This window comes from Streptomyces sp. NPDC017936, from assembly GCF_044328485.1.
Lineage (GTDB): Bacteria > Actinomycetota > Actinomycetes > Streptomycetales > Streptomycetaceae > Streptomyces.
The window spans coordinates 25,485-50,813 of record NZ_JBIRHK010000026.1 but is presented as its reverse complement, the minus strand read 5'-3'; the positions used below and the strand labels follow the sequence as shown (position 1 = coordinate 50,813).

Genomic DNA, 25,329 nt, shown 5'->3' with positions numbered 1-25,329 from the left:
GAACTATCGGATTTGTCTTGCAATCATTCAAAGTCAGTCAAAATCGAGCAGGTGGCCTGCGTGAAGGCGGGGCGGGTGCTGGCACCGCATGACCAGGCGCCGGACCTGCACTTCCCTTCTCGCCATCGTCATCAAGTAGCCGACGCAGGCGCGCCAGGGGAGATGGCGTTGCTGTTACTCAGCGCTGTCGTCGACGCTGTCGAGCCCGGCCGTGTCCGAGTTGCGCAGCGGGCGCATGGCACCGGCAGGCAAAGCCAGGCAGGGATGCACTCCGCCATTGTCCGCGCCGTCAAGCCCGACCGGCCCAAGCACTGTCCCGGCAATATCCACAGAAGCGACTTCTTGCTGCAGCTAACCCGGCAGTCCGGGGTGCCGACGGCGCTTCACCTGAATCGGCGATATCGCCGCACCTGTTGCACCTGCTTAGACCGTGTCCTACATGGTCAGTTTGAGGAACCGCTTGTAGCAGCAGAGGGCGGATGCCAGCCCGAGAAAGGCTAGGTAGTTGCGGGGGTGGCGTTCGTAGCGGTGGTTGAGTCGGCGGTAGCCGGTCAGCCAGGACATGGTGCGTTCGATGACCCACCTGCGGCGTCCCAGGCGTTCGCTGGACTCGATGCCTTTGCGGGCGATGCGGACTCCGATGTGCTTGCCCCACAACCATCGCCGCAGGTGAGGGATGCCGTATGCCTTGTCCGCGTGAAGGCGCCCAGGCTTGGAATCGTTCGCGTGGGATTCGTGTCCCATGTGGAAGTGGGACAGCATCGGCTTCAGGGCGAGGCTGTCGTGGGTGTTGGCCGCGGAGAGTCCGACGCGTAGGGGCAGTCCGTTCGCGTCGGACAGGACGTGCATCTTGGAACCGGCCTTACCCCGGCCCACGGGGCTCGGACCTGCAAGTTCGCCCCCTTTTTAGCGCGGACGTGAGCGGAGTCGAGGACAGCGCGCGACAGGTCGACGAGGTTCTGGCCGTCCAAGAGCTCGAGCACCTTCTGGTGCAGTCGTCCCCACACCCCGGCCCGGGACCAGATGAGAAACCGGCGGTGCACGGTCGACTTCGACGCCCCAAAGCACGGCGGCAACGCCCGCCAGGCGCAGCCGCTGACCAGCACATAGATGATCGCGGCGAACACCGCCTCGTCGTCGATGTTCGCGACCCCGCCACCCTGCGGCCGCACCCGCACCGGCGGCAACAGTGACCTGGCGATCTCCCACAGGCCATCCGGCACGATCCATCCCCACCGCCCACTCCCCATAACCAGTCGAACGACCAACTGACCATGTAGGACACGGTCTAAGTTCAGTAGTGTTGGCGGAAATATAGGGGATTCTACGTTGCGGAGTAATGAAGTGGAAAGTGTGCTGGCACTGCTTGGAGCAATTCTCGGTGGAACTCTGGTTCTCTTGGGTGATTTCATTCGGCGCAGAGTCGAAAGGCGCAAGGAGGAAGTGAATCGACTCGTAGAAGTAAGTGCGCGACTTTCCTCCATGTACAACCGGATGTGTGGGCAGATACTTGACGCTTCTGTAGCTGGTGTAGCGGTGTCAGATCTGGCCGCTGCAGACCCTCTCCGCTATGAAGTAACGACCCAGTTCTTCATGACTCCTGGTAGTGAGCAGCTTCGCTCTCAGGCTTCCCGTCTGATGGATGCGTACTATCGGCTTCGGGGTTCATACGGGCAGGATTCGGCCTGGGTTGCGGCTCGCGATGAACACGGTTTGGCGGTGCGTGAGTTCGAAGCTGCTGTTCGTGCCATCCTTCACCGCAATCACATCTGACGCTCCGCTGGGTCTTCGTCGTTGTCGAGATGGGGGAGGTGAGGGGGTCTGTGATTCAGCTCAGGGAGCACCAGGTGGACCAGAAGTTGAGTTTCCGGAAGTGGGTCGGGTTTCCTGCAAGGTCATCTGTGCCGCCTCAGGGTGCCCGTGGGACGATCGTGTCAGCGACTGGGTCCGGTAAAACGATCATGGCTGCTGCGTGCGCGCTGGAGTGCTTCCCCGAGGGCCGGATCCTGGTGACCGTGCCGACCCTGGACCTGCTCGTGCAGACCGCTCAACCATGGGCGGGCGGTGGGTCACCGCCCGCCCATGGTTGCGGTGTGCTCGTTGGAGAACGACCCGGTTCTCAACGAGCTGTGGGTGCGCACCACCACCAACCCGATCCAGCTCGCCCTGTGGGCCGGGCCCGGGCCGGTGGTCGTGTTCGCCACGTACGCCTCTCTCGTGGACCGCGAGGACATCGACGCCCCCGAGGGTCAGCGGAAGGTTCGCGGGCCGCTGGAGGCCGCTTTGGCGGGCGGAGAGCGCCTGTACGGCCAGTGCATGGCGGGCTTCGACCTCACGATCGTGGACGAGGCGCACGGCACCGCCGGTGATCTTGGTCGTCCGTGGGCGGCGATCCACGACAACGCCCGCATCCCGGCGGACTTCCGGCTCTACCTGACCGCCACCCCGCGCATCCTCGCCGCGGCCCGCCCGCAGAAGGGCGCGGGTGGCCAGGAGGCGGAGATCGCGACCATGGCCGACGACCCGGACGGAACGTACGGCGCGTGGCTCGCCGAGCTCGGACTCTCGGAGGCGATCGAACGCGAGATCCTCGCCGGGTTCGAGATCGACGTCCTGGAGATCCGCGACCCCTCCCCCGTCCTCGGGGAGTCCGAAGAGGCGCGGCGCGGCCGGCGCCTGGCCCTGTTGCAGACCGCGCTCCTGGAGCACGCGGCGAAGTGGAACCTCAAGACCGTCATGACGTTCCACCAGAAGGTCGAGGAGGCCGCCGCGTTCGCGGACAAGCTGCCGCAGACCTCTGCCGAGCTGTACGTCAACGACGCCACCGACGACGACCTGGCCGCCGCCGACAAGCTGCCGAAGTCCTCCATCGACGCGGCCTTCTACGAACTCGAGGCCGGCCGCCACGTACCGCCGGACCGGGTGTGGTCGGCGTGGCTGTGCGGCGACCACCTCGTCACCGAACGGCACGAGGTGCTCCAGCAGTTCGCGAACGGCATCGACGCGGCCGGGCGCCGAGTCCACCGCGCGTTCCTCGCCAGCTGCCGCGTGCTCGGGGAAGGTGTGGACATCACCGGCGACCGCGGAGTGGAAGCCGTCTGCTTCGCGGACACCCGCGGCTCCCAGGTCGAGATCGTCCAGGACATCGGCCGCGCACTCAGGCCCAACCGCGACGGCTCCACCAAGGTCGCGCGGATCATCGTGCCGGTGTTCCTGGAGCCCGGTGAGGACCCCACCGACATGGTCGCCTCCGCGAGCTTCAAGCCGCTCGTGGCGGTGCTCCAGGGCCTGCGCAGCCACGATGAGCGCCTGGTCGAGCAACTCGCCTCCCGCGCCCTCACCAGCGGCAAGCGCAAGGTCCACCTCCAGCGCGATGAGGACGGACGGATCGTCGGGGCCGGCGAAGAGGGCGACGGCGAGGACCAGGACCAGCACGGCACCGACGCCGCTGCCGAGTCCGCCCTGCTGCACTTCTCCTCTCCCCGCGACGCGGCCACGATCGCGGCGTTCCTGCGCACCCGGGTCTACCGGCCCGAGTCCCTGGTCTGGCTCGAGGGCTACCAAGCCCTGCTCCGCTGGCGGAAGGAAAACGAGATCACCGGCGTCTACGCCGTTCCCTACGACGTCGAGACCGAGGTCGGGGCAACCAAGGCTTTTCCGCTCGGGCGATGGCTCCACCAGCAGCGCAAGTCGGCCACCTGGAAACTACTGTCCCCCGAACAGCAGGACCGGCTGTCCAGACTCGGCATCAAGCCGGCTGAGGCCTCGTCTCCCGCTCCGGCGGCGGCCAGCGCGGCGAAGGGGGCCCGGGGAAGGCCGGGGGCAAGGCGCAGGCGGCGTTCCAGCGGGGCTTGGCAGCCCTGGCGCGGTGGGTGGAGCAGGAGGGGCAGCGGCCCGTACCGCGCGGCGCTGTCATGGAAATCGCGGTCGACGGCGAGGCGGAGCCGGTGCCCGTCAGGCTGGGCGTATGGGTCTCGAACACCAAATCGAGGCGGGACGAGCTCACGGTGGAGCAGCTGGAGTCGCTGCGGGAGCTGGGCATCGAATGGGCCTAGACCTGCAAGTACCCGGCTGTCCAAAAAGTCGCGTGCGCATGCCGTACGGGAAGCGCACTCGGCTCATGCAGCGGGGCTCATGTCGGCTCGGGGGATCAGCGTGGGGCCCCCGCCCCACCCATCATCCGCCGTCCGCGGGGACGACCTGGACCGGCACCACCGTCCACTGCCTGGCTAGGGGGCGGCTTCAGCACAGTTCTCCGGGCTTGGGCATGATGCATCCAGTGTCGCGTAGCCCAGGCCAGAGCGGGGTGGGGGGCGGTCACCCGTGGGTGCCGACTGTCGGCGTTGGCCGGCCTCGGACGGCCCAGCGCTGACCAAGAGCGGCATGTTCACCACCCACGTAAGCCGTGGTATCGAGGCGCCCGGAGCTGGAGCGGTTCTTCTTCCTCGACGCATGCCGGGTCGCTTCGCTTCGCCCTACACCGGGATCAGCTCCCACTGACGGTACTTGTCACCGCTGCCCGATGCGGATTGTTTGATCACCGCTGCGGCGTTAGTGTCGACGCGCAGGAACAGGCCGCTGTTCCAGTTCATGATCTCGTACACGAGCCCGGTGGTGGCGGTGGGGTTCACCGGAATCAGCTTCCACTGTTGGTGGCGTGCGCCGGCTCCGGCGTAGGTGCGCTGTACGACTTTCGCCCCGTCAGTGGTTTGCGCTCCGAGTACTTCCAGGACTTTTCCGCTCTTGACGTTCTCGATCGTGTATAGGTTGTCGCCATTGTCCTGGCCCACGACGAGCAGTCGCCACCGTTGATGGTTTCTGGCTACGGCGAGGGCCTGGCGGACCTCGGCGCCCTCGCTGACGGATTCGTTGATGACGGACATTCTCAGCGTGCTGCGGACGTTGCGCCAGGAAACCACCGTGCCGGAGGCCGGGAGCGCGGCGCTGGTCGGCGCCGCGATCTTCCGCACCTGGGGGTGGAAGGTGTCGGCGAGGTAGATGCTGCCGGCGCTGTCCAGGGCGATTCCGTGCACGTAGCTGCCCATATCGCCGGTGCCGGCCTGCGGGCCGCCGCCGGAGCCGGGGATGTGGACCTCGGTGGTGATCGTCCCGTCCGGGGCGACCTTGCGGACGCAGTCGTTTCCGGAGTCGGCGATGTAGAGGTTTCCGGCGCGGTCCACGGCCAGGCCCTGCGGGGCACAGAGCTGGGCCGACTTGGCGGGTCCTCCGTCGCCGCTGTATCCGCGGGTCCCGGTCCCGGCGACCGTGGTGATCGTCCCGTTGGCGTCGACCTTGCGGACCCGCTCGTTCCTGGAGTCGGCGATGTAGAGATTCCCGGCACCGTCCACCGCCACCGCTCGTGGGGCGTAGAACTGGGCGGAGATGGCCGGTCCTCCGTCGCCGCTGGAGCCACGGGTCCCGGTCCCGGCGACCGTGGTGATCGTCCCGTTGGCGTCGACCTTGCGGACCCGCTCGGCCCAGGGCTCGGCGATGTACAGGTTTCCGGCGCCGTCCACCGTCAGTCCCCAGGGGCCCATCACCTGGGCGGAGGTGGCGGGTCCGCCGTCGCCGCTGGACGCGCGGGTCCCGGTCCCGGCGACTGTGGTGACTGTCCCGTCAGTGGCGATCTTTCGAACGTAATTGCCGCCGGTATCGGCGATGTAGAGGTTTCCGGAACCGTCGACGGCGACTCCCCGCGGAGCGGATGCCGAGACGGATGTGCCGGGGCCGGCGACCGTGGTGATCGTCCGGTCCGCAGCGACCTTGCTGATCCGGCCGTTGAATTCGGCGATGTAGAGGTTTCCGGCGCCGTCCACCGCGATCTGCTGCGGGTGTGACAGTGACGTGGAGGTTGCGGGACCACCATCACTGCGGGGCCCGCTCGCGCCGGTGCCGGCCACCGTGGTGATCACAGGGCCGGGGCTCGGGCTGTTCGTGGCCGTAGCCTGGGCAGTGCTCATCGTGATTCCTTCATGGTTTCCCAACCGTGTCACTGGCGCATGCGCGGCCTGCACGGGCAGCGGTGCCGACCGTGCGGCTCGCCAGGTGCGCGTGGTCGAAGCTGTGGTCGGGCGCGGGGGATGGGCGTGGTGGCGTTCGGCCGGGGCGGCGAGGGTGAGGACGGCCGGGGGCCCGGACGCCGGTGTGATCCGTGTGTCTGCGGGGGTCACCGGGTCCTGAACTGGCGGTGGAGGTTTCGGGCCACGTACACGCCCGGGCCGCCGAAGCCGATGATGTCGAGGCGGCCGTCGCCGGTGATGTCGGCGAGGAAGCGGGGGTGGCGGTCGACGCGCCAGGCGCCTGCGTCGTCGTTGTGGCCGAAGCCGCGGCACACCAGCTGGGCCTGCTCGAACGTGCCGTCGCCGCGGTTGTGCGATACCCAGACGCCCTCGTCGCCGAAGCCGACGATGTCGGGGTTGCCGTCGCCGGTGACGTCGGCGAGCAAACGCAGGTGCTTGGTGCCGGTCCAGCCCTGGGCGAGGCCGAAGTCGTTCAGGACGAGTTGGGGGGAGGCGAACGTCCCGTCTCCGTTCCCGCGGGAGACGACGGTGCCCTGCGGGCCGAACCCGACGATGTCCACCGCTCCGTCCCCGGTGGTTCGGAGCAGGAACCGGGGGTGTTCGTCGACAGAGGTCCAGCCCTGGTTGGTCCCGAACTCCGGGAGAAGCCAGTGCTGTTCGGCGAACCCGTCGTCGTCCTGGAGGGAGACCCACAGGCCGTCGTCGTGGAAGCCGACGATACTCAGCCGGCCGTCGCCGGTGAGGTCGGCGAGGAACCGCGGGTGCTTGTCGATGAGCCATGCGCCGGCCTCCTCGCCGTGGCCGAAGGCGCGGAGGGCGGGTTCGTCGGCGAGTGGCGCGAACGTGCCGTCCTCGTCCTGAAGGGAGATCCACACGCCGTCGTCGTGGAAGCCGACGATGTCGAGGCGGCCGCTGCCGGTCGTGTCGGCGAGGAGGCGCGGGTGCTTGTCGGCCTGCCACCCGCCGGCCTGCTGGCCGTGTCCGAACGCCTTGAGGACCAGCTTGCCGCCCTTGGGCGTGAACGTGCCGTTGTCGTCGAGCGTGGAGACCCGGACACCACCGGCGGACAGCACGACCAGGTCGGGCTTGCCGTCGCCCGTGGTGTCCGCGAACGTCCACAGGTCCGCCGGGTTCGGTGCCGGGGGGCCCTGGTGCAGGGCCTGCTCGTCCTCGAACGTCCCGTCGCCCCTGCTGGACGCCCGTACGGCACCCTTCGTGGGCTTGAGGCCGACGATGTCCGCCCTGCCCGCTCCCGTCGTGTCCGCGAGGAACCGCGCTCCGACGCCGGACCACCAGCCCGGCTGCCCGACCGGAGAGGGGCCGCTGCCGTCGCTCTCCCACCCGCCGGCGTCCTGGTCGGCACCGAACACGTCGAGGACCAGCAGCATGTCGCTGAACGAGGGCGCGGCACCGGGTGCCGGGCGCAGTGCGGCCGAGCGCACCAGCCGCCAGGACTGACGGCCGTTCCAGTGGCTCAGCGGTGCGAAGCGCAGCACGGGGTCGCTGGTGCGCTCGGGTTCGGCCGGCACGAATCGCCACCGCTGGCCGGCGGCGCTGTCGTCCAACTCGCGCAAGATGATCCGTGTGCCGTCCGGGTCGGGGTGGGCGAGGTCGAGAACGGCGCCGTCGGCCGCGCCCTCGATGAAGTACAGGCCCGCTTCGTCCTCGACCGGGATGAGGCGCCACTGCTGGCCCGTCGCGCCGGCCGCGGCATCCGCCTGACGGATGCCGCGGTCCGTGGCGGCGGGGTCGTCGAGCACCTTGTCGTTGACGGCGTTGCGGATCACATAGACCTGGCCGTCCTCTTCCTGTGGGCCGCCCTGTCCGGCGGGCGCGGGGGTGAGCTGCCACTGGTCCGGGCGCGGGCCGCCGTCCGGGAAGTCACGGACGACGAGCGCCCCGTCCGCGCCCGGCGTGGCCCGGGTGGCGAGGGTCTTCCCCGTGGCGACGTTGACGATCTCCAGTTTCATTTCGTGCGTGGGCACGGGCATCGGGCTGCCTCTTCCAGGCGGTACGGGCGGGGGCTCGGGACGGCTGTGGTGCGGCGGCGGTGCGGATCACGTGAACACGTGGTGGTAGGGGACGTTCCACTCGCTGGGCAGCCGCGGGTAGAACGTGTTGATGATCGTGCCGGTGAAGTCACCGCCCCAGTTGTAGGTGAGGGACACCTCGCTGTCGGCTGTCACCATGTGGTCCTTGAAGCCGAGGATGGCGTCGGGGTGGGTGATCGGCACGAAGGTGATCCCGCCCCAGGGCGTCACGGTGATGACCCACAGCTGGGTGTCCTCGGGGGCGCCGTTCTTCCCGCGCCACTTGTCGCTGACCTTGTCGGGCAGCCCCACCTGGACGGTGTCGGCCGTGGCCTTGGGGGCGTCCTGGTGGACGGTGACGCGCCTGCGCTGCGGCTTGGGTACGCCGTCGTCACCGCGTCCCGCGTCGGCCTGACCCGCACCGGCGGACGGGGGCGAGACCTGGCCGGCGGACGGGGGCGAGACCTGACCGGCGGCGCTCTCCAGGAAGTACAGGGGGCGCTGGCCGAAGAAGCCGGCCGGGGTGACGTACCACAGGTGGCCCTGGGCCTCCTTGGTGGCCGGGTCGAGCGCGGTGGCGAGCTTCACCCCCTTGTCGTGGCTGGACTGGTCGAGTTCAACGGGTCGCAAGTAGCCGCCGTTGAAGGCGTGGACGAGCATGACCGGGCGGTTCTCGACCAGCGCCGCGACGATCGCGTTGTCGTAGCTGTTCACCGCCACCGGACCGCCGACCACCAGGTTCGACATCGTCGTGCGCTCTTGGGTGTACATCGCGGAGACCTCACTCTTCTCGATGGGCAGAACAACACCAGAAATCAACGCAGGGTTTCGGTCCTGGGTTTGCGAATGCCCCCCATAATCCCGCGGGACCCACAAGAAAGCCCGAGGCGCCTTTTCCCCGTACGTGGCGACGACCGCGACATAAGCTCAGAACGCTTTCGAGTCGCGGGTCGAGTAGTTGGCGGCTGCCCAATCTACCTGCCCTGCAGCGAGGTCAGGATGGCCCCTGACCCCTCTTCACTCGATTAGGTGCATACGCGGCGGGCGACTTTCAGGGTCACCGGACGCATGTTAAATTCGTCTCCCAAAAAGCTGCGGAGATCCTTTTCGATTTTCCGCCGAACGCAATCGGCCATTTCTATCGAACGCAATCCGGCCAGCTCAGTCGAGGACGGGGAATGCCTTCCACCGCGTACAACCTGGAACAAGCCAAGCGCCAGCCGCTGACGAAAAAGAACCTGCGGGAACTGGGCATCGCGCAGACCTGGCAGTCCCTCCTGAATCATCCAAAGCTGGTCTACGTCGACGACTACGGCGTCAAGCACAAGCCGGTCGGGTTCTCCGTCAACAAGTCGAGCTTCGGGGCCTTCCCGGGCACCGCGCACCATCTCGGCTGGATCGCGTACATGAACCTCGGAGAACCGCTGATCGAAGAACGCTCCAACCTCGCCCAGCCCCCGCCCGACACGTTCTCCTCACGCGCCTACGTCAACCGCAGCCAGACCGAAATGACCTTCAGCGACTCGGTCGACTTCACCGTGTCGAACGGCGTCACGTGGTCACTCAGCGGGGACGCCAAGCTCACCTTTGGCGGCAGCGTCAGTGCGCAGCTCCAGCTGCAACTGCAGAACCAGCTGCGCCTGGACCTTCAGTCGCAGTTGCAGACGCAGGTGCGCAACGACATGACGAACAAGACGACAAACACCGACACCAGCAAGAACAGCAAGGACAACGTCGGAGCCGACCACGCCACGGCCACCGACGTCGGAACGACGAACTCGGCGGGGAACACCGCGGCGAACACAGTGACGAACTCGGTGGGGTTCACCACGCAGGGCAGCGCCACAGGCACCGCCACGCTCAACGCCCAGCTGGCCCTGGGCATCGCCGCTTCCGTCGGCGGCTCGCTGACCACCAGCTGGGCATCGAAGTCACAGATTTCCGGCAAGGTCCCGCCGGGCTCCCGCGTGGAGGTCATCGTCACCCAGCGGCGCTCGCACAAGCTGTACAGCTACGAGATCCCCGTGACCTTCTCCGGGTTGATCGCGGTGAAGTACGACGTGCCGGCAGCGGTCCTGTCTCCCCCGCAGCCCGGCAACTACCCCCACCTCGACCATGTGGTCGCCCGCCCCATCGCGGATCTCGACTTCGGGGGCGGCGTCTTCCTGATGCACGGGGCCGCCGAAGTCGTCTCCGCCCTGGACGTCCACCACACGATGTTCGACCACGAGGCCATCACCGACAGCGACCGGGCCTTGTACAAGCAGCCTTGACCCGGCGGCACCGCCACGACAACGACAGGGGCGACAACCATGGTGTTCGACAACATCTTCAACTCCGCGAGCCAGGGCGCGGGCCTGTTCTCGGTGATCGCCAGCGGTGTCAAACCGCAACCGGGCGCGGACATCGACTTCGAAGACGCCGAAGAAGGCACCTACGACGACACGACCACGAGCCTGTTCGCCACCGGTATCCACGGCGCGTCCTCCCGCGCGAGGGTCGTACAGGAGCAGTCACCCGAAGCACGCGTCGTCCTGGGCTTCCTCGGCTCCTTCATCCGCACCACGCAGGCAGCCGCCGGCGAGCAGGCCCAGTACGCCAACGACCCCGGCAAGGTGTCCGAGGCCGCATCAGCCCGCATGCAGCAGTCCAGCGCGGCGGTCACGGAGCACAGCGGCCTGCAGATGGACGCGGACCTGCAGAACAGGCCGAAGAAGAGCGACTTCACCAAGCCCCCCAAGACCCCGGAGACCCCCAAGGCCCCCAACCCGGGAGCTGACGGCCAGTCCGGACCTCAGTAGGCGACCGGGACGACGCCCACCGCCGGCCGGGCCCGCTGCGATGACCAGCTCCCGGACCCGATCGGCCGCAACAGGACGTGGCCCGTGGGCCGGTTTTCACCCGACAGGACCCAACAGGCCGGAGCTGCGGTAAATGTCGCGCGCTGCATCGGAGTGGCGCCGTGCAATTGCGGTGCGTCGCTCTGTGGAGGGAGCGGGCGTCTGGCTTCGGTGCGAAAGCAGACGCCCGTTCCTGCCTGCTCGGACAGTCCGGCGCCGCGGCTGTGTGGGCCCGCGGTCGGCATGCAGGAGTTCCGCAGGTGCTCAGAGACCGCCCGTCGCGGCGGGAACCTCTCGGTGACGGCCACCACTTGGGTCGGGCCGTCCGGGAAGACGAACCGGCGGAATGACCAGATGGTGCCAAGGCGGTGTTACTCGACGGTGCCGAAGAGGTACGCGGTCGGGCCGTTCTCGTCCCCCGCGTGCTTGCGGCCGACGAGGATGTGGTGGGGCGGGGCCCGCACGTTGTGGCTGCTCTCCGGCTCGCTGGCCGTCCACTGACCTGCGGTGACCTTGAGCGTCTTGCCGTAGAGGTCGCACAGGACGCCGTAGCAGCAGCGGGTGTTGCCGTCCTCCCCGCCCTGGTGTTCCCGACCGACGATCACCGTGTTGGCCGGGGCCTGGAACTTGCCGCTCGATTCCCGGTGCCAGTCGCTGGTCTAGATGTCCACGGCCGTGATGCCGGCGGTGGTCTCAACGGGCGTTGTCACGTTGGTGGGGTGTTGATCGGTTGAGGGCGTGTCAGGGCGTAGAGGGGGGCGTGGCCTGGATTACGCTGCGGTGGGCGGGGCGGTGGCGCCAGTGATCTGGTCCCAGATGGCGAAGCGGATGGTCATCTCGACGCGGTAGTGGACGGCGGTCATCAGATGGCGGCGGGGCCGGAAATGGGGTGAGATGCCGCTGAACGCGGACAGGAACCGCTGGGTTCCGCCGACGCTGCGGAAGCCCTTCATGGCACGCTCGCGCTGCCGGGTGGGCTGGTGGGAGTTCTCGGCCCGGTTGTTCGGGCCCTTGTGTGAGCGGTGTTCCACGGAGGGCATCACCTCGCGGTGGGCCGCACTGTAGGAGCGCAGCTTGTCGGTGACCACCACCCGCGGCACCGAGCAGGCCTTCTTGAGCAACCTGCGGAAGAACCGCCGGGCCGCAGCGGTGTCCCGCTGGTTCTGGACCAGGATGTCGAGCACGGTGCCGTCGGCGTCGACGGCCCGCCACAGGTACTTCCGCTCGCCGTTGACCCTGATGAAGACCTCGTCCAGGTGCCACTTGTCCCCGGGCCGGGACCGCCTGCGGTGCAGGTCGTTGGCGTAGGACTGCCCGCACTTCGCGCACCGGCGGCGGATCGTCTCGTGGGAGACCATCACGCCGCGCTCGAGCATCAGCTCCTCGACCTCGCGGAAGCTGAGCGGGAAGCGGAAGTGCAGCCACACGCAGTGCGCGATCACCTCGACCGGGTACCGGTGCCCCTTGTACGACGGCGGTGCGTTGTCCACGGACGCCCCCTCCCAGCACGACCAATCAGAAAATAATTCCACCCGATCAGCCAACGTGACAGCGCCTCCTGGTGTACTGCATGGTCAGCATGGTGACCGCGCTCTTCGACGAGCCGTAGGCGGCGAGCGGATACTGCGACTCGACCCGCTCCGGGTCGTGGGTCAGCGTGAACGACCCCAGACCGCTGGTGACGTTGACGACGGAGGGGGCGGCCGCCTTCCGCAGCGGGGGCAGGAACGCGTGCGTGACGCGCACCAGGCCGAAGACGTTGGTTTCGTGGACGTGGCGGATCTGGTCGGCCGTCATGTCCTCGGGTGCGGTCACTTCGCCGAGGATCCCGGCGTTGTTGACGAGAACGTCCAGGTGGCCCGCGCGCGCCGCGCCGACCGCCGAGCCGGTCGGCGGCCTTGCGTCCGTTCCCGGCGTCCCGGGCTCCGCTCCAGACCGTCTGGCCCGCCTGGACGAGTCGGCGCGCGATCTCGTGGCCGAGGCCCCTGTTGCCGCCGGTGGTCAATGTGGTGGTCACGTCGTGTCTCTCCTGTGCGTGTCGTCGGAGCGGGTGCTCCCGGAAAGCGGTCACCGGGAGCACCCAAGGGATTGGTTCGCGGCGGTGCGCTCCGTCGGCGTCGACGCCGACGTCGGCGGGCGTCCTGCTCTAGTGGGCGGGACGGAACGGACGCAGCAGGCGGATGCCGTCCTCGATGGATCCGTCGATCAGTTCGAGCATCTGCGGGACGAGTTCCCGCATCCGGGGCGCGGCGAGGTGTGCGTCGAGGTGGGCGCGTGTCTCCCAGCGTTCGTAGATGACGAACTCGCCGGGTCGGCCCTCGACTTCGTGGGACTCGTAGTCGATGTTGCCGGGGTCGTTGCGCGAGGGGGTGACGGCGGCGGTGATGAACGCCTTGAGGTCGTCCTCCCTGCCCGCCTTCGCCTTCGCGTCCCAGACGACGGTCACGTAGCCGGTGGGTGTTGCGGTCATGGTGATTCCTTTTCTGTTCCGTGTCGTGTTCCGTGCTGACGGACTGTGTGCCGGTACCGAGCCGGGTCAGCTCTTGATGAAGTCCAGGAGGTCTGCGTTGACGGTGTCGGCATTGACGGTGCACATGCCGTGCGACAGGCCCGGGTAGACCTTCAGGTCCGCGTGCTCGACCAACGTGACCGCCGACCGGGCGGAGTTGGCGATCGGGACGATCTGGTCGTCGTCGCCGTGCAGGAGGAGCGTGGGCACGTCGATCGCCCGGAGGTCGTCGGTGAAGTCCGTCTCCGAGAACGCTCTGATCCCCTCGTGGTGCGCCTGCGCGCTGCCGGCCATCCCCTGGCGCCACCAGTTCTGGATGATGCCCTGGGAGACGTCCGCGCCCGGACGGTTGAACCCGTAGAACGGCCCGGAGGCGATGTCGAGGTAGAACTGGGAGCGGTCGGTGGTCACGCCCTCGCGGAAGCCGTCGAAGACCTCCACCGGCAGCCCTGCGGGGTTGGATTCCGTTTGGACCATGAGCGGCGGGACCGCTGCGATGAGGACGGCCTTAGCGACCCGGCCGGCACCGTGCCTGGCGACGTACCGGGCGACCTCTCCGCCACCGGCGCAGTGGCCGACGTGGACGACGTCGCGCAGGCCGAGGTGCGCCACCACGGCGGCGGCGTCCGCCGCGTAGCGGTCCATGTCGTGCCCGTGGCCGACCTGGGCGGAGCGCCCGTGCCCGCGGCGGTCGTGGGCGACGACGCGGTAGCCCCGCCGGACGAGGAACAGCAACTGGGCGTCCCAGTCGTCCGAGCTCAGCGGCCAGCCGTGGTGGAACATGACCGGCCGGCCCGAGCCCCAGTCCTTGTAGAAGATCTCGACTCCGTCGCCGGTGGTGACGAACGGCATGGTCCGCTCCTCGTGGTCTCGCCCGGGTACCGGGCGGATTCGATGTCTCCACGAGAATGGCTCGGCCACCGTGCCGACAGCCTCCGTCAGCTGACTGACATCCGGCCGACGGCTCGCTTACGTCAGTACCGGGGCAGTGCTGAGACCCGACCGGTAGCTCTCACAGCCGGGGGGCCGGAGGCTCGGGAGGCAGCGCCTCCAGAGCGTCGCGGAGCCCGGCCCGCGACGTGATCCCCAGCTTCGGGAACACGCGGTAGAGATGCGACGACACGGTCCGCGGCGAAAGGAACAGACGCGACGCGATCTGCGGGTTCGACAGCCCCGTCGCCGCCAGCCTGGCGACCTCCAGCTCCTGCGGGGTGAGGGCATCGCCGGCCTTGCCCCGGCCGGTCCGCGTCATCCCGGTGGCGCGGAGCTCCGCCGCGGCCCGGGCCTCCCACGAACGGGCCCCGAGCTCCTCGAAGCGGCCGCGGGCGGCGGCCAGCTGCACCCGGGCCTCGCGGTTGAGCCCCTGACGGCGCAGCCTCTCGCCGTACGCCAGATGAGCACGGCCGACCTCGAAGGGCCACTGCTCGACGCCCGGCAGCCCAAGGGCCTCCTCGAAGCACCGGACCATGTCCTCGGCAGCCGATGTCATCGCCGTGACCGTGGCCGCGCTCAGCGCGAACCGCGACGAGAGGTGACCGACACCGGCGTCGCGCAGCGCGTCCGCGTGCCGTCGCGCCTCCGCGTGCCGCCCGGAGCGCACGGCGGCCTCGACGAGGTCCGGCGCGGACCACACGGCCTCGGGGTTGAACGCCGGCAGCACACCCGGGGCGCAGATCGCCGTGGCGTGCCGGAACGCCGTCTCGAAGTCGGCGGCGCCGAGGGCCGCCCGGGCCGCCGCCTGGTGGGCGCAGTTCTCCAGCCGCCGCAGGCCCCTGGGACCCGACCACCCCCAGATGTCCTCGCAGTGCTCCCGGCACGCGTCGAGGGCGCCGCGCTGGGCCGCGGCCATCGCAGCGACGTAGTGCCCCACCTGGGCGAACAGGTGGTACCCCGTCTCCTCGGACAGTGCGATGAGCTCGTCCGCGGCGCCGGCCGACGCCTGCCACCGGCCGGCGTACAGGTCGTCCATGGCGACGAACATCAGGGCCGGCATGCTCGACCCCACCGCGCCGCCGTCGCGTATGACCCGGGACACGGCCTCGCGACAGCCCGGAAGCCGGTCGAGGTACGAGGCGGTCAGGGCGGTGCGGATGACCACGTCGGCGTCACTCTGGTCCCTCAGCCGCGCGATCTCCTCGTCCAGACGGCGCAGCATGCCGTCGGTGACGGAGCCGAGGTCGTGGTGGACGCGCCCCAGCGACGCCGCGGCGGCGGGCGCCGCCTCGGGGAACCGGACGAGCACGTCGACCAGAGGCTGCCAGTGCTCGGGCCGGCCCGAGTACTGGCTGGCGAGGGTGAGGGTGAACAGCGCGGTCTCCAGCTCCTCATGCGACGGTCCGGGCATCACCGGGGCCTGCTCGACCGCCTCCATCAGGAGTGCATGGGCCGTATCGGCGTCGCCTTCCGTGACGAGCACCAGGAAGCCGGCCGTCGCGGCCGCCGAGAGCGACCGGGCCGCCGGATTGCCCTCGACCTCACGCATGATCTCGTGGCTGACCTCCAGATGGCCTGCGACCCATGCGGCGGCATAGGCGGCCTGCGACAGGCGGCGCCTGCGGTCCGTTCGGTCGGGGCTCAACTCGGCCGCGCGCCGCAATCTCGCTATCGCGCCGTCGGCGTCACCGCGCCGCAGGCTGCTCCGGGCCGCCGACTCCACGACGGCGGCGACCGCCTCGTCGGGCGCCGTCGTGGCTCTCGCGAGGTGATCACCGCGCCGCTCGGGCTGGTCGGCCAGCGCGTCGGCCAGCCGGCGGTGGGCGCCGCGCCGCTGTTCACCGGTGGAACCGTCGACTACCGCGGACCTGACCAGCGGATGCCTGAAGCGCACCGCGCGGCCGTTCTCCGTGACCATGACCAGGTGGTCACGCTCCGCGGGAGCGAGTTCCTCAAGGCTGCCCGGCCCGCCGGCCGCCTCGAGGACGCCGATGTCGCCGGAGCCCTCGAGAGCCGCGAGCAGCAGTACCTCACGCGTTCCCCGCGGCAGTCGTCCGACGCGGGCGCCGTACAGAGCGCGGACATCCCGTCCCGGGCCGCTCGCCCACCCCGCCCCGTGGCCGTGCTGGTCGCCGGACACCCCGGTGGACCCGGCGAACTCGAGCAGCGCCAGGGGATTTCCCTGCGCCTCGTGGGCCACGGTCGAAAGAACCCGGCGGGGAAGGTGAGCAAAGCGTCGGGACAGCAGCCGCAGGGCGTCCGCGTCACCCAGCGGCGCGACCTCGAGCTCCGGCAGACCGGCGGACCGGAAGGATTCGCCGGACTCCGCCCGCTGCGCTCCGAGCAGCCCGATGCGGCGGCCCCCCAGTCTTCTGGCGACGAAGCCCACCGCGGCCCGGCTCGCCTGGTCGACGACATGAAGGTCATCGACCACGAGGAGCAACGGCCGCTCCTTCGCGGCCTCGTCGAACAGGGACAGTGCCGCGTTCAGGACGGCGATCCGGCTCGGCGCGGGACCGGCGCCGAGACCGAGGGCGACCTCGAGGGCCTCCCGCAGGGAACGCGGCAGACGGCCGAGCTCGTCCGGCAGCGAGCCGACGAGCTGATGGAGCCCCGCGAAGCTGATGTCCGTCTCGTACTCGGCACCGCTCCCGCGGACGACCCGCACTCCCTTCGCCACCGCCAGCTCGGCGGTCGCGTCCAGGAGTGCCGTCTTCCCCACGCCCGGATCACCGGTGAGCAGCAGGACGGCTCCGTCCGTCCCGGCCGCGTCCAGGAACGCCGCGAGCTCGGCGAGCTCGCCCTCCCGGCCGACCAGCCCGGTCGGGCCGACGCCCATGCCTGTCCCTGACTTCGCCCACATCCGCCGCGTCCCTCGTCCTGCCTCGCGAAGCAGTCGAAACACCAGCCACGCACCTGACCAGGAAGTATTGCACCCACCGGCAAACGGAGCCTGAAACCGTCTGCTTCGCCGACACCCGCAGCTCCCCAACGAAGATCATGCAGAACACCCGTCGGGCGCTGCGGCCCCACCGCAACGGCAGCACCAAGGGCGCGCGGACCATCGTGCCGGTCTTCCTCCCGCCCGGCAAAGACCGGCCGACACGGTCGCCTCCGCCGGCTACCGCCCCCTCGTCGCCGTCCTCCAGAGGCCTGCGCAGTCATGATGAACGGCTCGTCGAGCAGCTCGCCTCCCGCGCCCACACCAGCGGACAGCGCAAGATCCACGTCCGACGCGACGAAGACGGACGGATCATCGGCGCCGGCACCGGCGGCGAGGGCGACGGCGAAGACCAGGAACACTACGACGCCGACGCCAACCAGCATCCCGATCAAGAGTTTTGAGCCCGTGAACTGCACGAACGCCTCGGCATGCCCACCGACGAGGCATCCGTCGACATCACCCGCAGCCGCCTCGGGCGCCTCACCCGCCAAGGCTTCCTCACTCAACCCGGACGAGGCCGCTACCAGAAGCGGACTTGACGTCCACTCAGGTCTGCCTCGTTGATGGTGACGTGGCCCTGTTGTGGAGCCAGAGGTAGTCCTTGGCGGAGAACAGGTCCTCGATGTCAGCCTTCCCGGGGAGCCCTTCGAGTTGGCTGATGACGGTGATGTGGGTGGCGTCGACGTCGGCGGCCTGAGCGGCGTTGAGGACCTTGGTGGTCTCGGCTCCGTCGACGAGGGCGCGACCTACTCGGCGGTGCCCACAGCGCGTACGGTCGCGTGGGTCACCGCGTCCGCGCCCCGCCGTGAGGACGTTGTCCAGGGCCGGCGGGTTCGCGGTGCCGAGCGGGTGCGTCCCCGTCGTCGGCGTGAACAACGTGTCGCCGCCGTTGAGCAGGTGCACCGGGCGCACGGCACGGGCGCCGTCGTACGCCGTGCCGGCCAGGTTCCCGCGGCGGCGAGGGCTCCCTCACAGAACTGGCACCGCGACGCCTTCCTCGCCCCTCCCGCGCTCCGGGCTCGCCCCGAGCGCCGTCAGCGTCACCCCGGCTGCCACCGCCAGCGCCGCCACCAGCCCTGCCGCGAGCACCGCCCAGTGACCCAGGAACGTACAGACGACCACCAGCAGCGCCGTGGCCGGCAGCACCGACTGCTGGGCGATCCCCACCTTGTAGAAGCGTGAGTGCAGCGCCCACACCGTGAGCAGGAACAGCGCTGTCGGCAGCGTCACCGCCGCCGACGCCGACAGCGCCGAAAGGTGCGTCTTGCCCACCGCCTGCTCCACCGCCACCTCCAGGCCGGCCCCGATCGCGGCACCCGAGACGAAGATCAGGTAATGGCCGTAGCCCCAGAGGAAGGACTGCCGGTTGGAGCGGAGGTGCCCGTGGATGGGGACCGCGAAGTACACCCACCAGGCGGCGAAGATGATCAGCAGGCCGCCGGCGGCGATGGGCAGCAACTCGCCCAGGGCCTCGTGCTCGTCGATCCCCGACTTCACGGCGACGGTGGCCGCCGCGATGGTCTCGCCGAGCACGATGAGCGTGAGCAGCCCGTACCGTTCGGCGATGTGGTGGGGGTGCCACGGCGTGGGGTGGGCCCGCTCCGCGTACAGCGGTACGGCCATCTCCAGCAGCGCCATCACCAGGAAGACCCACGGGCGGCCGGCCTCCGGCAGGGCCAGTAGCCCCAGCCAGCCGATCTGGCACAGCCCGATGGCGTACCGCAGCGCCATCGTCCGCTCGGGGCCCTGGCTCGACCGCGCCACGCGCAGCCACTGCGCCGTCATGGCGAGCCGCATGATCACATAGCCCAGGACGACGACCAGGTACGCGTGTTCCTCGAACGCCTGGGAGACGCCTGCCGTCAGGACGAGCACGCCGGCTGTCTGGATCAGCGTGACGATCCGGTACAGCACGTCGTCGTTGTCGTAAGCCGAGGCGAACCACGTGAAGTTCATCCACGCCCACCAGATGGCGAAGAAGATCATCAAGTAGTCGAGGATCCCCTCGCCCGTGTGTCCCTCGACTACGGCGTGCACCAACTGGGCGCCTGCCTGGGCCATGGCCACGATGAAGCACAGGTCGAAGAAGAGCTCCAGCGAGGAGACGCCGCGGTGGGTCTCGTCGCGGCCTCGCGCCGTGAGCCTGCGCAGTGGTCTGTGGTGTGCGGGCGCCGCGGAGCACACCGGCGGCGGAGCCGGGCTGCTTGTCATCTGGTGAGCCAAGCTCCGAAGTACCGCTGCAGTCGGGGATTGATCTGCCAGACCATCGCTGCTGCCGCTGCCGGGACGAGTACAGCGAGTCGCACCGGCAGGTACAGATCCTCCAGAACCGGGTTCGTGGCCAGGCCCAGCAGGACGATGGTGGGGTAGATACCGCACACGGTGAGGAGCCACAGCTTCCAACGCCGGACGGCGGCCGGAACGGTGGGGCCGAGCCGGGGTTCGGCGTTCGCGAACGCGTTCCGGCTCTGCTCCTGGAGCGTGTGCCGGATGTCTGTCACTGCCGGTGGGCTTGGCAGTCCAGGATCGTCGGCACCGTAGGCATGGGAAACAGTTCTCTCGTTCATGGACCACTCCCAATCGACATGCTGCGTATCGTTTTGATTCCATCGGTTCCTGCGTGACCGAGGCGATGTCGGCGCTGCGTGAGGGGCTGCCCGCGCGCAACAGCGGCAGCAGTTGCCGGGTGAGCAGCACAGGGCTCAGATGGTTCACCGCCAGCCGCTGCTGGTATCCGTCTGCTGACATGCTTCGGATGGCGCCGTTCCAGGTGAAGCCCACACCCGCGTTGTTGACCAGCACGTCGAGGCGATCGTGCCGTGCCGCCACTTCGGCCGCGAGTCGCTGGGTCTCGGCCAGAGCGGGCAGGTCGGCGATGTATTGCTCGGCCCCGAAACGCTGCGCGATCGGCACCAGTCGCTGCGGGGCACGACCGTGCAGAAGCAACTGGTGCACGGCTTCCGCAAGCTCCTCAGTCAGAGCGAGACCAAGACCGTTCGTCGCTCCGGTGATCAGAATCGACGCCTGGTGCGACCTTCCCGTGCAGGGGGACGGCCCGGCGCCCAGGTGGGCGCCGGGCCAGGTCATGATCTGATCAGTGAGCGGACTGGGTGTGGTCCTGCTCCACGTACACCTTGAGGGCCTGGAACTCCTCGATCGCGCGCGGGCCGCACAGGTAGCCGTAACCGCTTCCCTTGACGCCGCCCTCCTCGAAGTCCTCGCTGATGGCTCCCCAGGTGTTGATCCATACCGTGCCGGTGCGGATGCGCCGGGCGATCCGGCGGGCCTTCATCGAGTCCGAGCTGAACACCGAGGCGGCCAGGCCGTAGACGGTGGCGTTCGCCTTGGTCACGGCGTCGTCCTCGTCGTCGAAGACCTCGAACGTCTGGACCGGACCGAAGACCTCTTCCTGCACGATCCGGACGTCGGTGCGGTCCACCTCGATCAGGCTCGGCCGGTAGAACGCGCCGGCGGCCAGCGGGCCTTCGGTGACCACACCGCCGCGCAGCAGCACCGTGCCGTACGAGGTGGCTTCCTCGACGATCGCGTCCACCCGCTGGGCGGACGCCCGGTCGATCACCGGGCCGAGCTGGGCCTTCTCGTCGTCGCCCGACCCGAGCCACACCTGCGCGAGCGCGGCGGTAAGCCGAGTGCGCACCTGGTCGGCGATGTCCCGGTGAACCAGTACACGGGAGCCGGTGCAGCAGAACTGCCCGTTCATCAGCACCAGCGACTGCACCACGGTGGGGATCACCATGTCCAGATCGGCGTCGGGAAAGATCACCATGGGCGCCTTGCCGCCCAGTTCCAGACCGAGCCGCTTGAGCGTGGTGGAGGCCGCGGCCGCGATACGGCGCCCGACCGGCGTACTGCCGGTGTAGTTGATCACGTCGACCTTGTCCGAGGAGACCAGGAACGGGGCCCCGGTGTTGCCGGACTCGGTGAACACGCTGACCACACCTGCCGGGATCTCCGGGACCGAGGCCAGGACCTGCGCGAAAAGCTCATTGGTCAGCGCCGTCTGAGCCGGAAGCTTGACCACGACGGTGCAGCCGGCGGCCAGCGCCGGGCCCAGTGCCCGCACGGTCAGCATGACGGGGGAGTTCCAGGGAGAAATGATCCCGGCGACACCGAGCGGCTCGGGCACCGAGTGGGTGTACTGGCCGGGTGCCGTCTCGGCGGCGCGCCCGGCGGTCTGGGTGCGCGCAGAGGCCGCCGCGTACCGCAGCCACCCGACCGCACCGCTGACCTCCCACGTGGTCTCACCCAGAAGCTTGCCGTTCTCCCGGGACAACATGGCCGCAACCTCGGGCACCCGGGCCTCGAGGGCGTCGGCCAGCCGGCTGAGCGCGGTCGACCGGAGCGAGGGAGTGCGCGCCCATGCGGTGGTCTCGAACGCGGCGGCGGCGGCGTCCACGGCGGCCGAGGCCTCTGCCTCGCCACCGTCGTAGAACGAGCCGACGACGGTGCCGTCGGCCGGGTTGATCGATTCCAGGACCGAGCCGGAGCCGGTCCACTGTCCGTTGATCCAGTGCTGCGCGACGGTGTTCATGGTCCGCTCCTCGTGGTCTCGCCCGGGTACCGGGCGGTTTCGATGTCTCCACGAGAATGGCTCGGCCGCCGTGCCGACAGCCTCCGTCAGCTGACTGACATCCGGCCGACGGCTCGCTTACGTCAGTACCGGGGCAGTGCTGGGACCCGACCGGTATCTCTCAGTGGACGTTAAGTCCGCTTCTGGTAGCGGCCTCGTCCGGGTTGAGTTGGGCTCAAGGTCATCAAGCAGCTCCAGCGTGCCGACTGGCAGCTCACCAAGCGCGGGCTGGGTCCGTGGGCGCGGATCTACCGCCCCGCCCAGGGCGGCTGCCGACGTCGCGTGCAGCTGTTCATCCCCTCCTGGCACGCCCTCGGTGACCGCTCCTGGGGCCATGCCGCCCGGCTGGAGCCTGCGGAGCTGGCCCGGGTGCTGGGGGTGTACACACAGTGGGTGATGACACCGGTCGGCTCCACCGCTGTGACGGGTCTGCAGTTGATGAGCGCACTCAACCCGCCCACGCGGACGGGCAAGCCGGACGGGGACGGCCATCGGCATTCCGAGCACCGGCCCGGGTCGCTGGACGCCGAGCCGATCGATCCGGCGCCGTGCGAGGCACCCGACGGGCACCCGGTCCTGGCCCACCTGCCCCGTTTCCATGTGCGCGGGCCCGAGGAGAGGCTGTTCGAGGAGGCCTACGACTGGGCGCGGGATCTGACCGACGCCGAGTGCATGCAGCGCTACCTGGTCGGCATCGACGTCAATCTCGCCTTCGGTGCGGCCGCCAACGGCGCGGTCGTCGGTCCGGCCTGCCCGCCCGTGCACGTCACCAACCCCGCCTTCGACCCGGCCGTCCCCGGTTCCTGGCTGGTGGATCTGTCCCACGTCGACCTGTCCCGGGTGAAGGTCGGCAAGCAGTGGCGTGACCTCGAAGGGGATCTGCTGCCCAGCCCGTTCACGCCGACCGGCGAACGCCCGACGGGTCCGGCCTGGTACGCCACGCCGACCGTCGCCCACGCCGTCGAGCTCGGGTACGACGTGGCCCCCGTCGAGGCGTGGGTGCGCCGCGAGAGCGGCCGGTTCCTGGACGGCTGGTACCAGCGACTGCGCGACGCCTACGTCGCCACCATGGCCGACCTCGGCGTCGCGGACAAACTCGGCCCGGCGCAGTTCCTTCAGGCGATGGACGGCTACAAGAGCCGCGATCCGGAGCTGGGAATCGTCGTGGACGCGGTCAAGATGACCCTCAAGGGCGGCATCGGCAAGCTGCAGGAGAAGGCGCGCGGCGGCGGCTGGGAGCCGGGACAGGCCTGGCCCGCGCTCGCGCGGCCGACCTGGCGCCCCGACATCCGCGCCACCGTGATCTCCCGGGCCCGGATCAACATGCACCGCAAGATGGTCGCCCTGGCCGCGGCCACCGGCCGCTACCCGGTCGCGGTCCTGTCCGACTGCGCCGTCTACGCCGCCGACGGGCCCAGCCCGCTGGACGTTGCCACGCACTGGTCGACGCGGGCCATGGCGAAGGAGATGGGCCTGTCGCAGTCGACCGTGTCGCGGATCTGGCGGGCCTTCGGCCTGCAGCCGCACCGCACCGAGACGTCTCTGCTGTCCACGGACCCGTACTTCGTCGACAAGGTCCACGACGTCGTCGGCCTGTATCTGGACCCGCCCGAACGCGCTCTGGTGTTCTGCGTCGACGAGAAGTCGCAGATCCAGGCGCTGGACCGCTCGCAGCCGGTGATGCCCGGTGTCCCGCAGCGTCTCACTCACGACTACGTGCGGTCGGGCACCACCACGTTGTTCGCCGCACTGGAGGTGGCCACGGGGAAGGTGGTCGGCTCCCTGCACCGCCGGCACCGGGCCGAGGAGTTCAAGAAGTTCCTGATCAAACTCGACCAGGAGATTCCGGAGGGCCTGGACGTGCACCTGGTGCTGGACAACTACGCCACCCACAAGAGCTCGGCGATCAAGACCTGGCTGGTCGCCCACCCCCGCTTCCACCTGCACTTCACGCCCACCGGCTCGTCCTGGCTCAACCTGGTCGAGCGGTGGTTCGCCGAGCTGACGGACAAGCGGATAAAGCGAGGCGTCCGCAGAAGCGTCCAGGCCCTGGAGAAGGACATCCGCACCTGGATCGCCGCATGGAACACCGATCCCAAGCCCTATGTGTGGACAAAGACCGCAGACGAGATCCTCGAACGCCTCGCCAGCTATCTGAACAGAATTCCTGACTCAGAAGATTAGTGACCTGAGTCGGAGATTCGTCGGCAGTAGGCGGCCACTTCGTCGAGGATCTCGTCGGCGCTCTTGGTCCAGATGAACGGCCTGGGGTGTTCGTTCCAGTCGGCGAGCCAGGTGCGGATGTCCCGTTCCAGGGCTTGGGCGGAGCGGTGGACGCCTCGCTTGAGCTTCTTCTGCATGAGCTCGGCGAGCCACCGCTCCACCAGGTTCAGCCAGGACGAACTCGTCGGTGTGAAGTGGAGAGGGAAGCGTGGGTGCGCCGGCAGCCACTGCTTGACCGCAGGCGTCTCGTGGGTGACGTAGTTGTCCAGGATCAGATGGACATCGAGGTCAGCGGGAACTTCCTTGTCGAGCTTGGCCAGGAACTTCTTGAACTCGACGGCCCGGTGGCGTCGGCGGAGGGAGCCGATCACCTTGCCGGTGGCGACTTCGAGTGCGGCGAACAGGGTGGTGGTGCCGGTGCGGACGTAGTCGTGACTGCGGCGTTCGGGAACGCCGGGAACCATCGGCAGTACGGTCTGGGACCGGTCGAGGGCCTGGATCTGGGACTTCTCGTCCACGCACAGGACCAGAGCCTTCTCCGGTGGGTCGAGATACAGGCCCACAACATCGCGGACCTTGTCGATGAACAGCGGATCGGTGGACAGTTTGAACGTCTGCGACCGGTGCGGCGCGAGGGCGAACGCCCGCCAGATCCGCGAGATCGCCGACTGTGACATGCCCGTGGCCGCCGCCATTGACCTGGTCGACCGATGGGTCGCGTTCTTCGGTTCCTCCTCGAGTGTCTTGACGATGACCCGCTCGACGTCTGCGTCGGTGATCTTCCGGGGGACACCGGGCCGTGGCTCGTCGGACAGGCCGTCGAGGCCGCGTTCGAGGAATCACCTCCGCCAGGTGCGGACCGTGTCCGGAGAGACCCGCAGCCGACGTGACACCTCCATGATCGAGTGCCCGTCGGCGCACTCCAGCACGATCCGCGACCGCTGGGCCAGCGCCTGGGCCGTCGTGCGGCGACGCACCCAGCCCTCCAGCACAGCTCGCTGGGCATCAGTCAGCGACAACGGCGGAATCTTCGGACCCGGACGACTCATGCCCGACCAACGATGAATCTCCGACTCAGGTCACCAGCGGACCGGCTCCGGCAATCACGCTCCGGGACGGGCAGCCGCCGCAGAGCCGGGAGTGATGAGGCAGGGACGACCTCACCTCGCGCTGGGCCACGGCAGTAGAACCACGAAAATCCATCCCATAGAACTGTCAGACGATCATCACGCTCAGCAA

17 protein-coding genes and 5 pseudogenes are annotated in these 25,329 nt (G+C 69.0%); 6 read left to right on the top strand and 16 right to left on the bottom strand.

The annotated features are described in order from the left end of the window. Positions 1–435 precede the first annotated feature (435 nt). Positions 436–1,250 (bottom strand): IS5 family transposase gene (locus ACH4F6_RS36925; protein WP_397964880.1). Its coding sequence is split into 2 segments (ribosomal slippage): positions 436–908 and positions 908–1,250, totalling 816 coding nucleotides; the frame shifts between segments, so codons are not numbered across the junction. 94 nt (positions 1,251–1,344) lie between these two features. Here ACH4F6_RS36925 and ACH4F6_RS36920 point away from each other — a divergent pair. Together ACH4F6_RS36920 and ACH4F6_RS36915 are read left to right on the top strand one after the other, a co-directional pair. Beyond that, a complete protein-coding gene (locus tag ACH4F6_RS36920; protein WP_397964814.1) occupies positions 1,345–1,773 on the top strand; it encodes a hypothetical protein in 429 nt (142 codons plus the stop codon). A 50-nt stretch (positions 1,774–1,823) separates the two neighbouring features. Further along, positions 1,824–4,055 (top strand): annotated as a pseudogene (locus ACH4F6_RS36915) (Helicase associated domain protein). 420 nt (positions 4,056–4,475) lie between these two features. Here the strand turns inward: ACH4F6_RS36915 and ACH4F6_RS36910 are convergent. The 3 genes from ACH4F6_RS36910 to ACH4F6_RS36900 all read right to left on the bottom strand — a co-directional run bounded on the left by ACH4F6_RS36910 (position 4,476) and on the right by ACH4F6_RS36900 (position 8,821). Beyond that, the gene (locus ACH4F6_RS36910; RefSeq protein ID WP_397964813.1) at positions 4,476–5,960 is read right to left on the bottom strand and encodes an RICIN domain-containing protein; all 1,485 of its coding nucleotides are present in this window, start codon (positions 5,958–5,960) and stop codon (positions 4,476–4,478) included. Between the two features lie 206 nt (positions 5,961–6,166). Next, entirely contained in the window at positions 6,167–8,011 is a 1,845-nt protein-coding gene (locus tag ACH4F6_RS36905) for an FG-GAP-like repeat-containing protein (RefSeq protein ID WP_397964812.1), read from the bottom strand. 66 nt (positions 8,012–8,077) lie between these two features. Further along, positions 8,078–8,821 (bottom strand): hypothetical protein, encoded by a 744-nt coding sequence (locus tag ACH4F6_RS36900; RefSeq protein ID WP_397964810.1) that lies wholly within the window; start codon positions 8,819–8,821, stop codon positions 8,078–8,080. Positions 8,822–9,228: 407 nt separating this feature from the next. On the opposite strand from ACH4F6_RS36900, the gene ACH4F6_RS36895 reads away from it, so the two are divergent. Continuing rightward, on the top strand, positions 9,229–10,323 hold the full coding sequence (locus ACH4F6_RS36895) for a hypothetical protein (RefSeq protein WP_397964809.1): 1,095 nt from the start codon (positions 9,229–9,231) through the stop codon (positions 10,321–10,323). Positions 10,324–10,362: 39 nt separating this feature from the next. Continuing rightward, positions 10,363–10,851: a hypothetical protein gene (locus tag ACH4F6_RS36890; protein ID WP_397964807.1), complete on the top strand. Its 489-nt coding sequence runs from the start codon at positions 10,363–10,365 to the stop codon at positions 10,849–10,851. 410 nt (positions 10,852–11,261) lie between these two features. Here the strand turns inward: ACH4F6_RS36890 and ACH4F6_RS36885 are convergent, their stop codons facing one another. The 6 genes and pseudogenes from ACH4F6_RS36885 to ACH4F6_RS36860 form a co-directional block, all read right to left on the bottom strand. Beyond that, positions 11,262–11,495: a hypothetical protein gene (locus ACH4F6_RS36885; protein ID WP_397964806.1), complete on the bottom strand. Its 234-nt coding sequence runs from the start codon at positions 11,493–11,495 to the stop codon at positions 11,262–11,264. A gap of 165 nt (positions 11,496–11,660) precedes the next feature. Beyond that, complete coding sequence (locus tag ACH4F6_RS36880) at positions 11,661–12,422, bottom strand: IS6 family transposase (protein WP_397964804.1); 762 nt, start codon at positions 12,420–12,422, stop codon at positions 11,661–11,663. Between the two features lie 25 nt (positions 12,423–12,447). Further along, a pseudogene (locus ACH4F6_RS36875) lies at positions 12,448–12,907 on the bottom strand (SDR family NAD(P)-dependent oxidoreductase); the annotation flags it as partial. Positions 12,908–13,036: 129 nt separating this feature from the next. Continuing rightward, entirely contained in the window at positions 13,037–13,360 is a 324-nt protein-coding gene (locus ACH4F6_RS36870) for a putative quinol monooxygenase (protein ID WP_087788960.1), read from the bottom strand. Positions 13,361–13,426: 66 nt separating this feature from the next. Further along, positions 13,427–14,251 carry an alpha/beta fold hydrolase gene (locus tag ACH4F6_RS36865; protein WP_397964803.1) on the bottom strand — a complete coding sequence of 275 codons (825 nt, stop codon included), beginning with the start codon at positions 14,249–14,251 and terminating at the stop codon, positions 13,427–13,429. A 160-nt stretch (positions 14,252–14,411) separates the two neighbouring features. Continuing rightward, on the bottom strand, positions 14,412–17,171 hold the full coding sequence (locus ACH4F6_RS36860) for an ATP-binding protein (RefSeq protein ID WP_397964802.1): 2,760 nt from the start codon (positions 17,169–17,171) through the stop codon (positions 14,412–14,414). 116 nt (positions 17,172–17,287) lie between these two features. Here ACH4F6_RS36860 and ACH4F6_RS36855 point away from each other — a divergent pair. Beyond that, positions 17,288–17,641 (top strand): annotated as a pseudogene (locus ACH4F6_RS36855) (helicase); the annotation flags it as partial. Between the two features lie 181 nt (positions 17,642–17,822). Here the strand turns inward: ACH4F6_RS36855 and ACH4F6_RS36850 are convergent. The 5 genes and pseudogenes from ACH4F6_RS36850 to ACH4F6_RS36830 form a co-directional block, all read right to left on the bottom strand. Further along, complete coding sequence (locus ACH4F6_RS36850) at positions 17,823–18,179, bottom strand: hypothetical protein (protein ID WP_397964801.1); 357 nt, start codon at positions 18,177–18,179, stop codon at positions 17,823–17,825. Between the two features lie 66 nt (positions 18,180–18,245). Then, positions 18,246–19,487, bottom strand: a complete 1,242-nt coding sequence (locus ACH4F6_RS36845; protein WP_397964879.1) for a low temperature requirement protein A — start codon at positions 19,485–19,487, stop codon at positions 18,246–18,248. Next, positions 19,484–19,777: a hypothetical protein gene (locus ACH4F6_RS36840; RefSeq protein ID WP_397964886.1), complete on the bottom strand. Its 294-nt coding sequence runs from the start codon at positions 19,775–19,777 to the stop codon at positions 19,484–19,486. The genes ACH4F6_RS36845 and ACH4F6_RS36840 overlap by 4 nt, the downstream gene beginning before the upstream one ends. Positions 19,778–19,859: 82 nt before the next feature. Next, a pseudogene (locus tag ACH4F6_RS36835) lies at positions 19,860–20,363 on the bottom strand (SDR family NAD(P)-dependent oxidoreductase); the annotation flags it as partial. A 7-nt stretch (positions 20,364–20,370) separates the two neighbouring features. After that, positions 20,371–21,828, bottom strand: coding sequence for an aldehyde dehydrogenase family protein (locus ACH4F6_RS36830; protein ID WP_397964800.1), 1,458 nt, complete (start codon positions 21,826–21,828; stop codon positions 20,371–20,373). A gap of 222 nt (positions 21,829–22,050) precedes the next feature. Here ACH4F6_RS36830 and tap point away from each other — a divergent pair, with 222 nt between their 5' ends. Next, complete coding sequence (gene tap / locus ACH4F6_RS36825) at positions 22,051–24,051, top strand: telomere-associated protein Tap (protein WP_397964878.1); 2,001 nt, start codon at positions 22,051–22,053, stop codon at positions 24,049–24,051. Here the strand turns inward: tap and ACH4F6_RS36820 are convergent. Continuing rightward, positions 24,048–25,139, bottom strand: a pseudogene (locus ACH4F6_RS36820) (IS630 family transposase). The gene tap and the pseudogene ACH4F6_RS36820 overlap by 4 nt on opposite strands. Between the last annotated feature and the right edge of the window lie 190 nt (positions 25,140–25,329).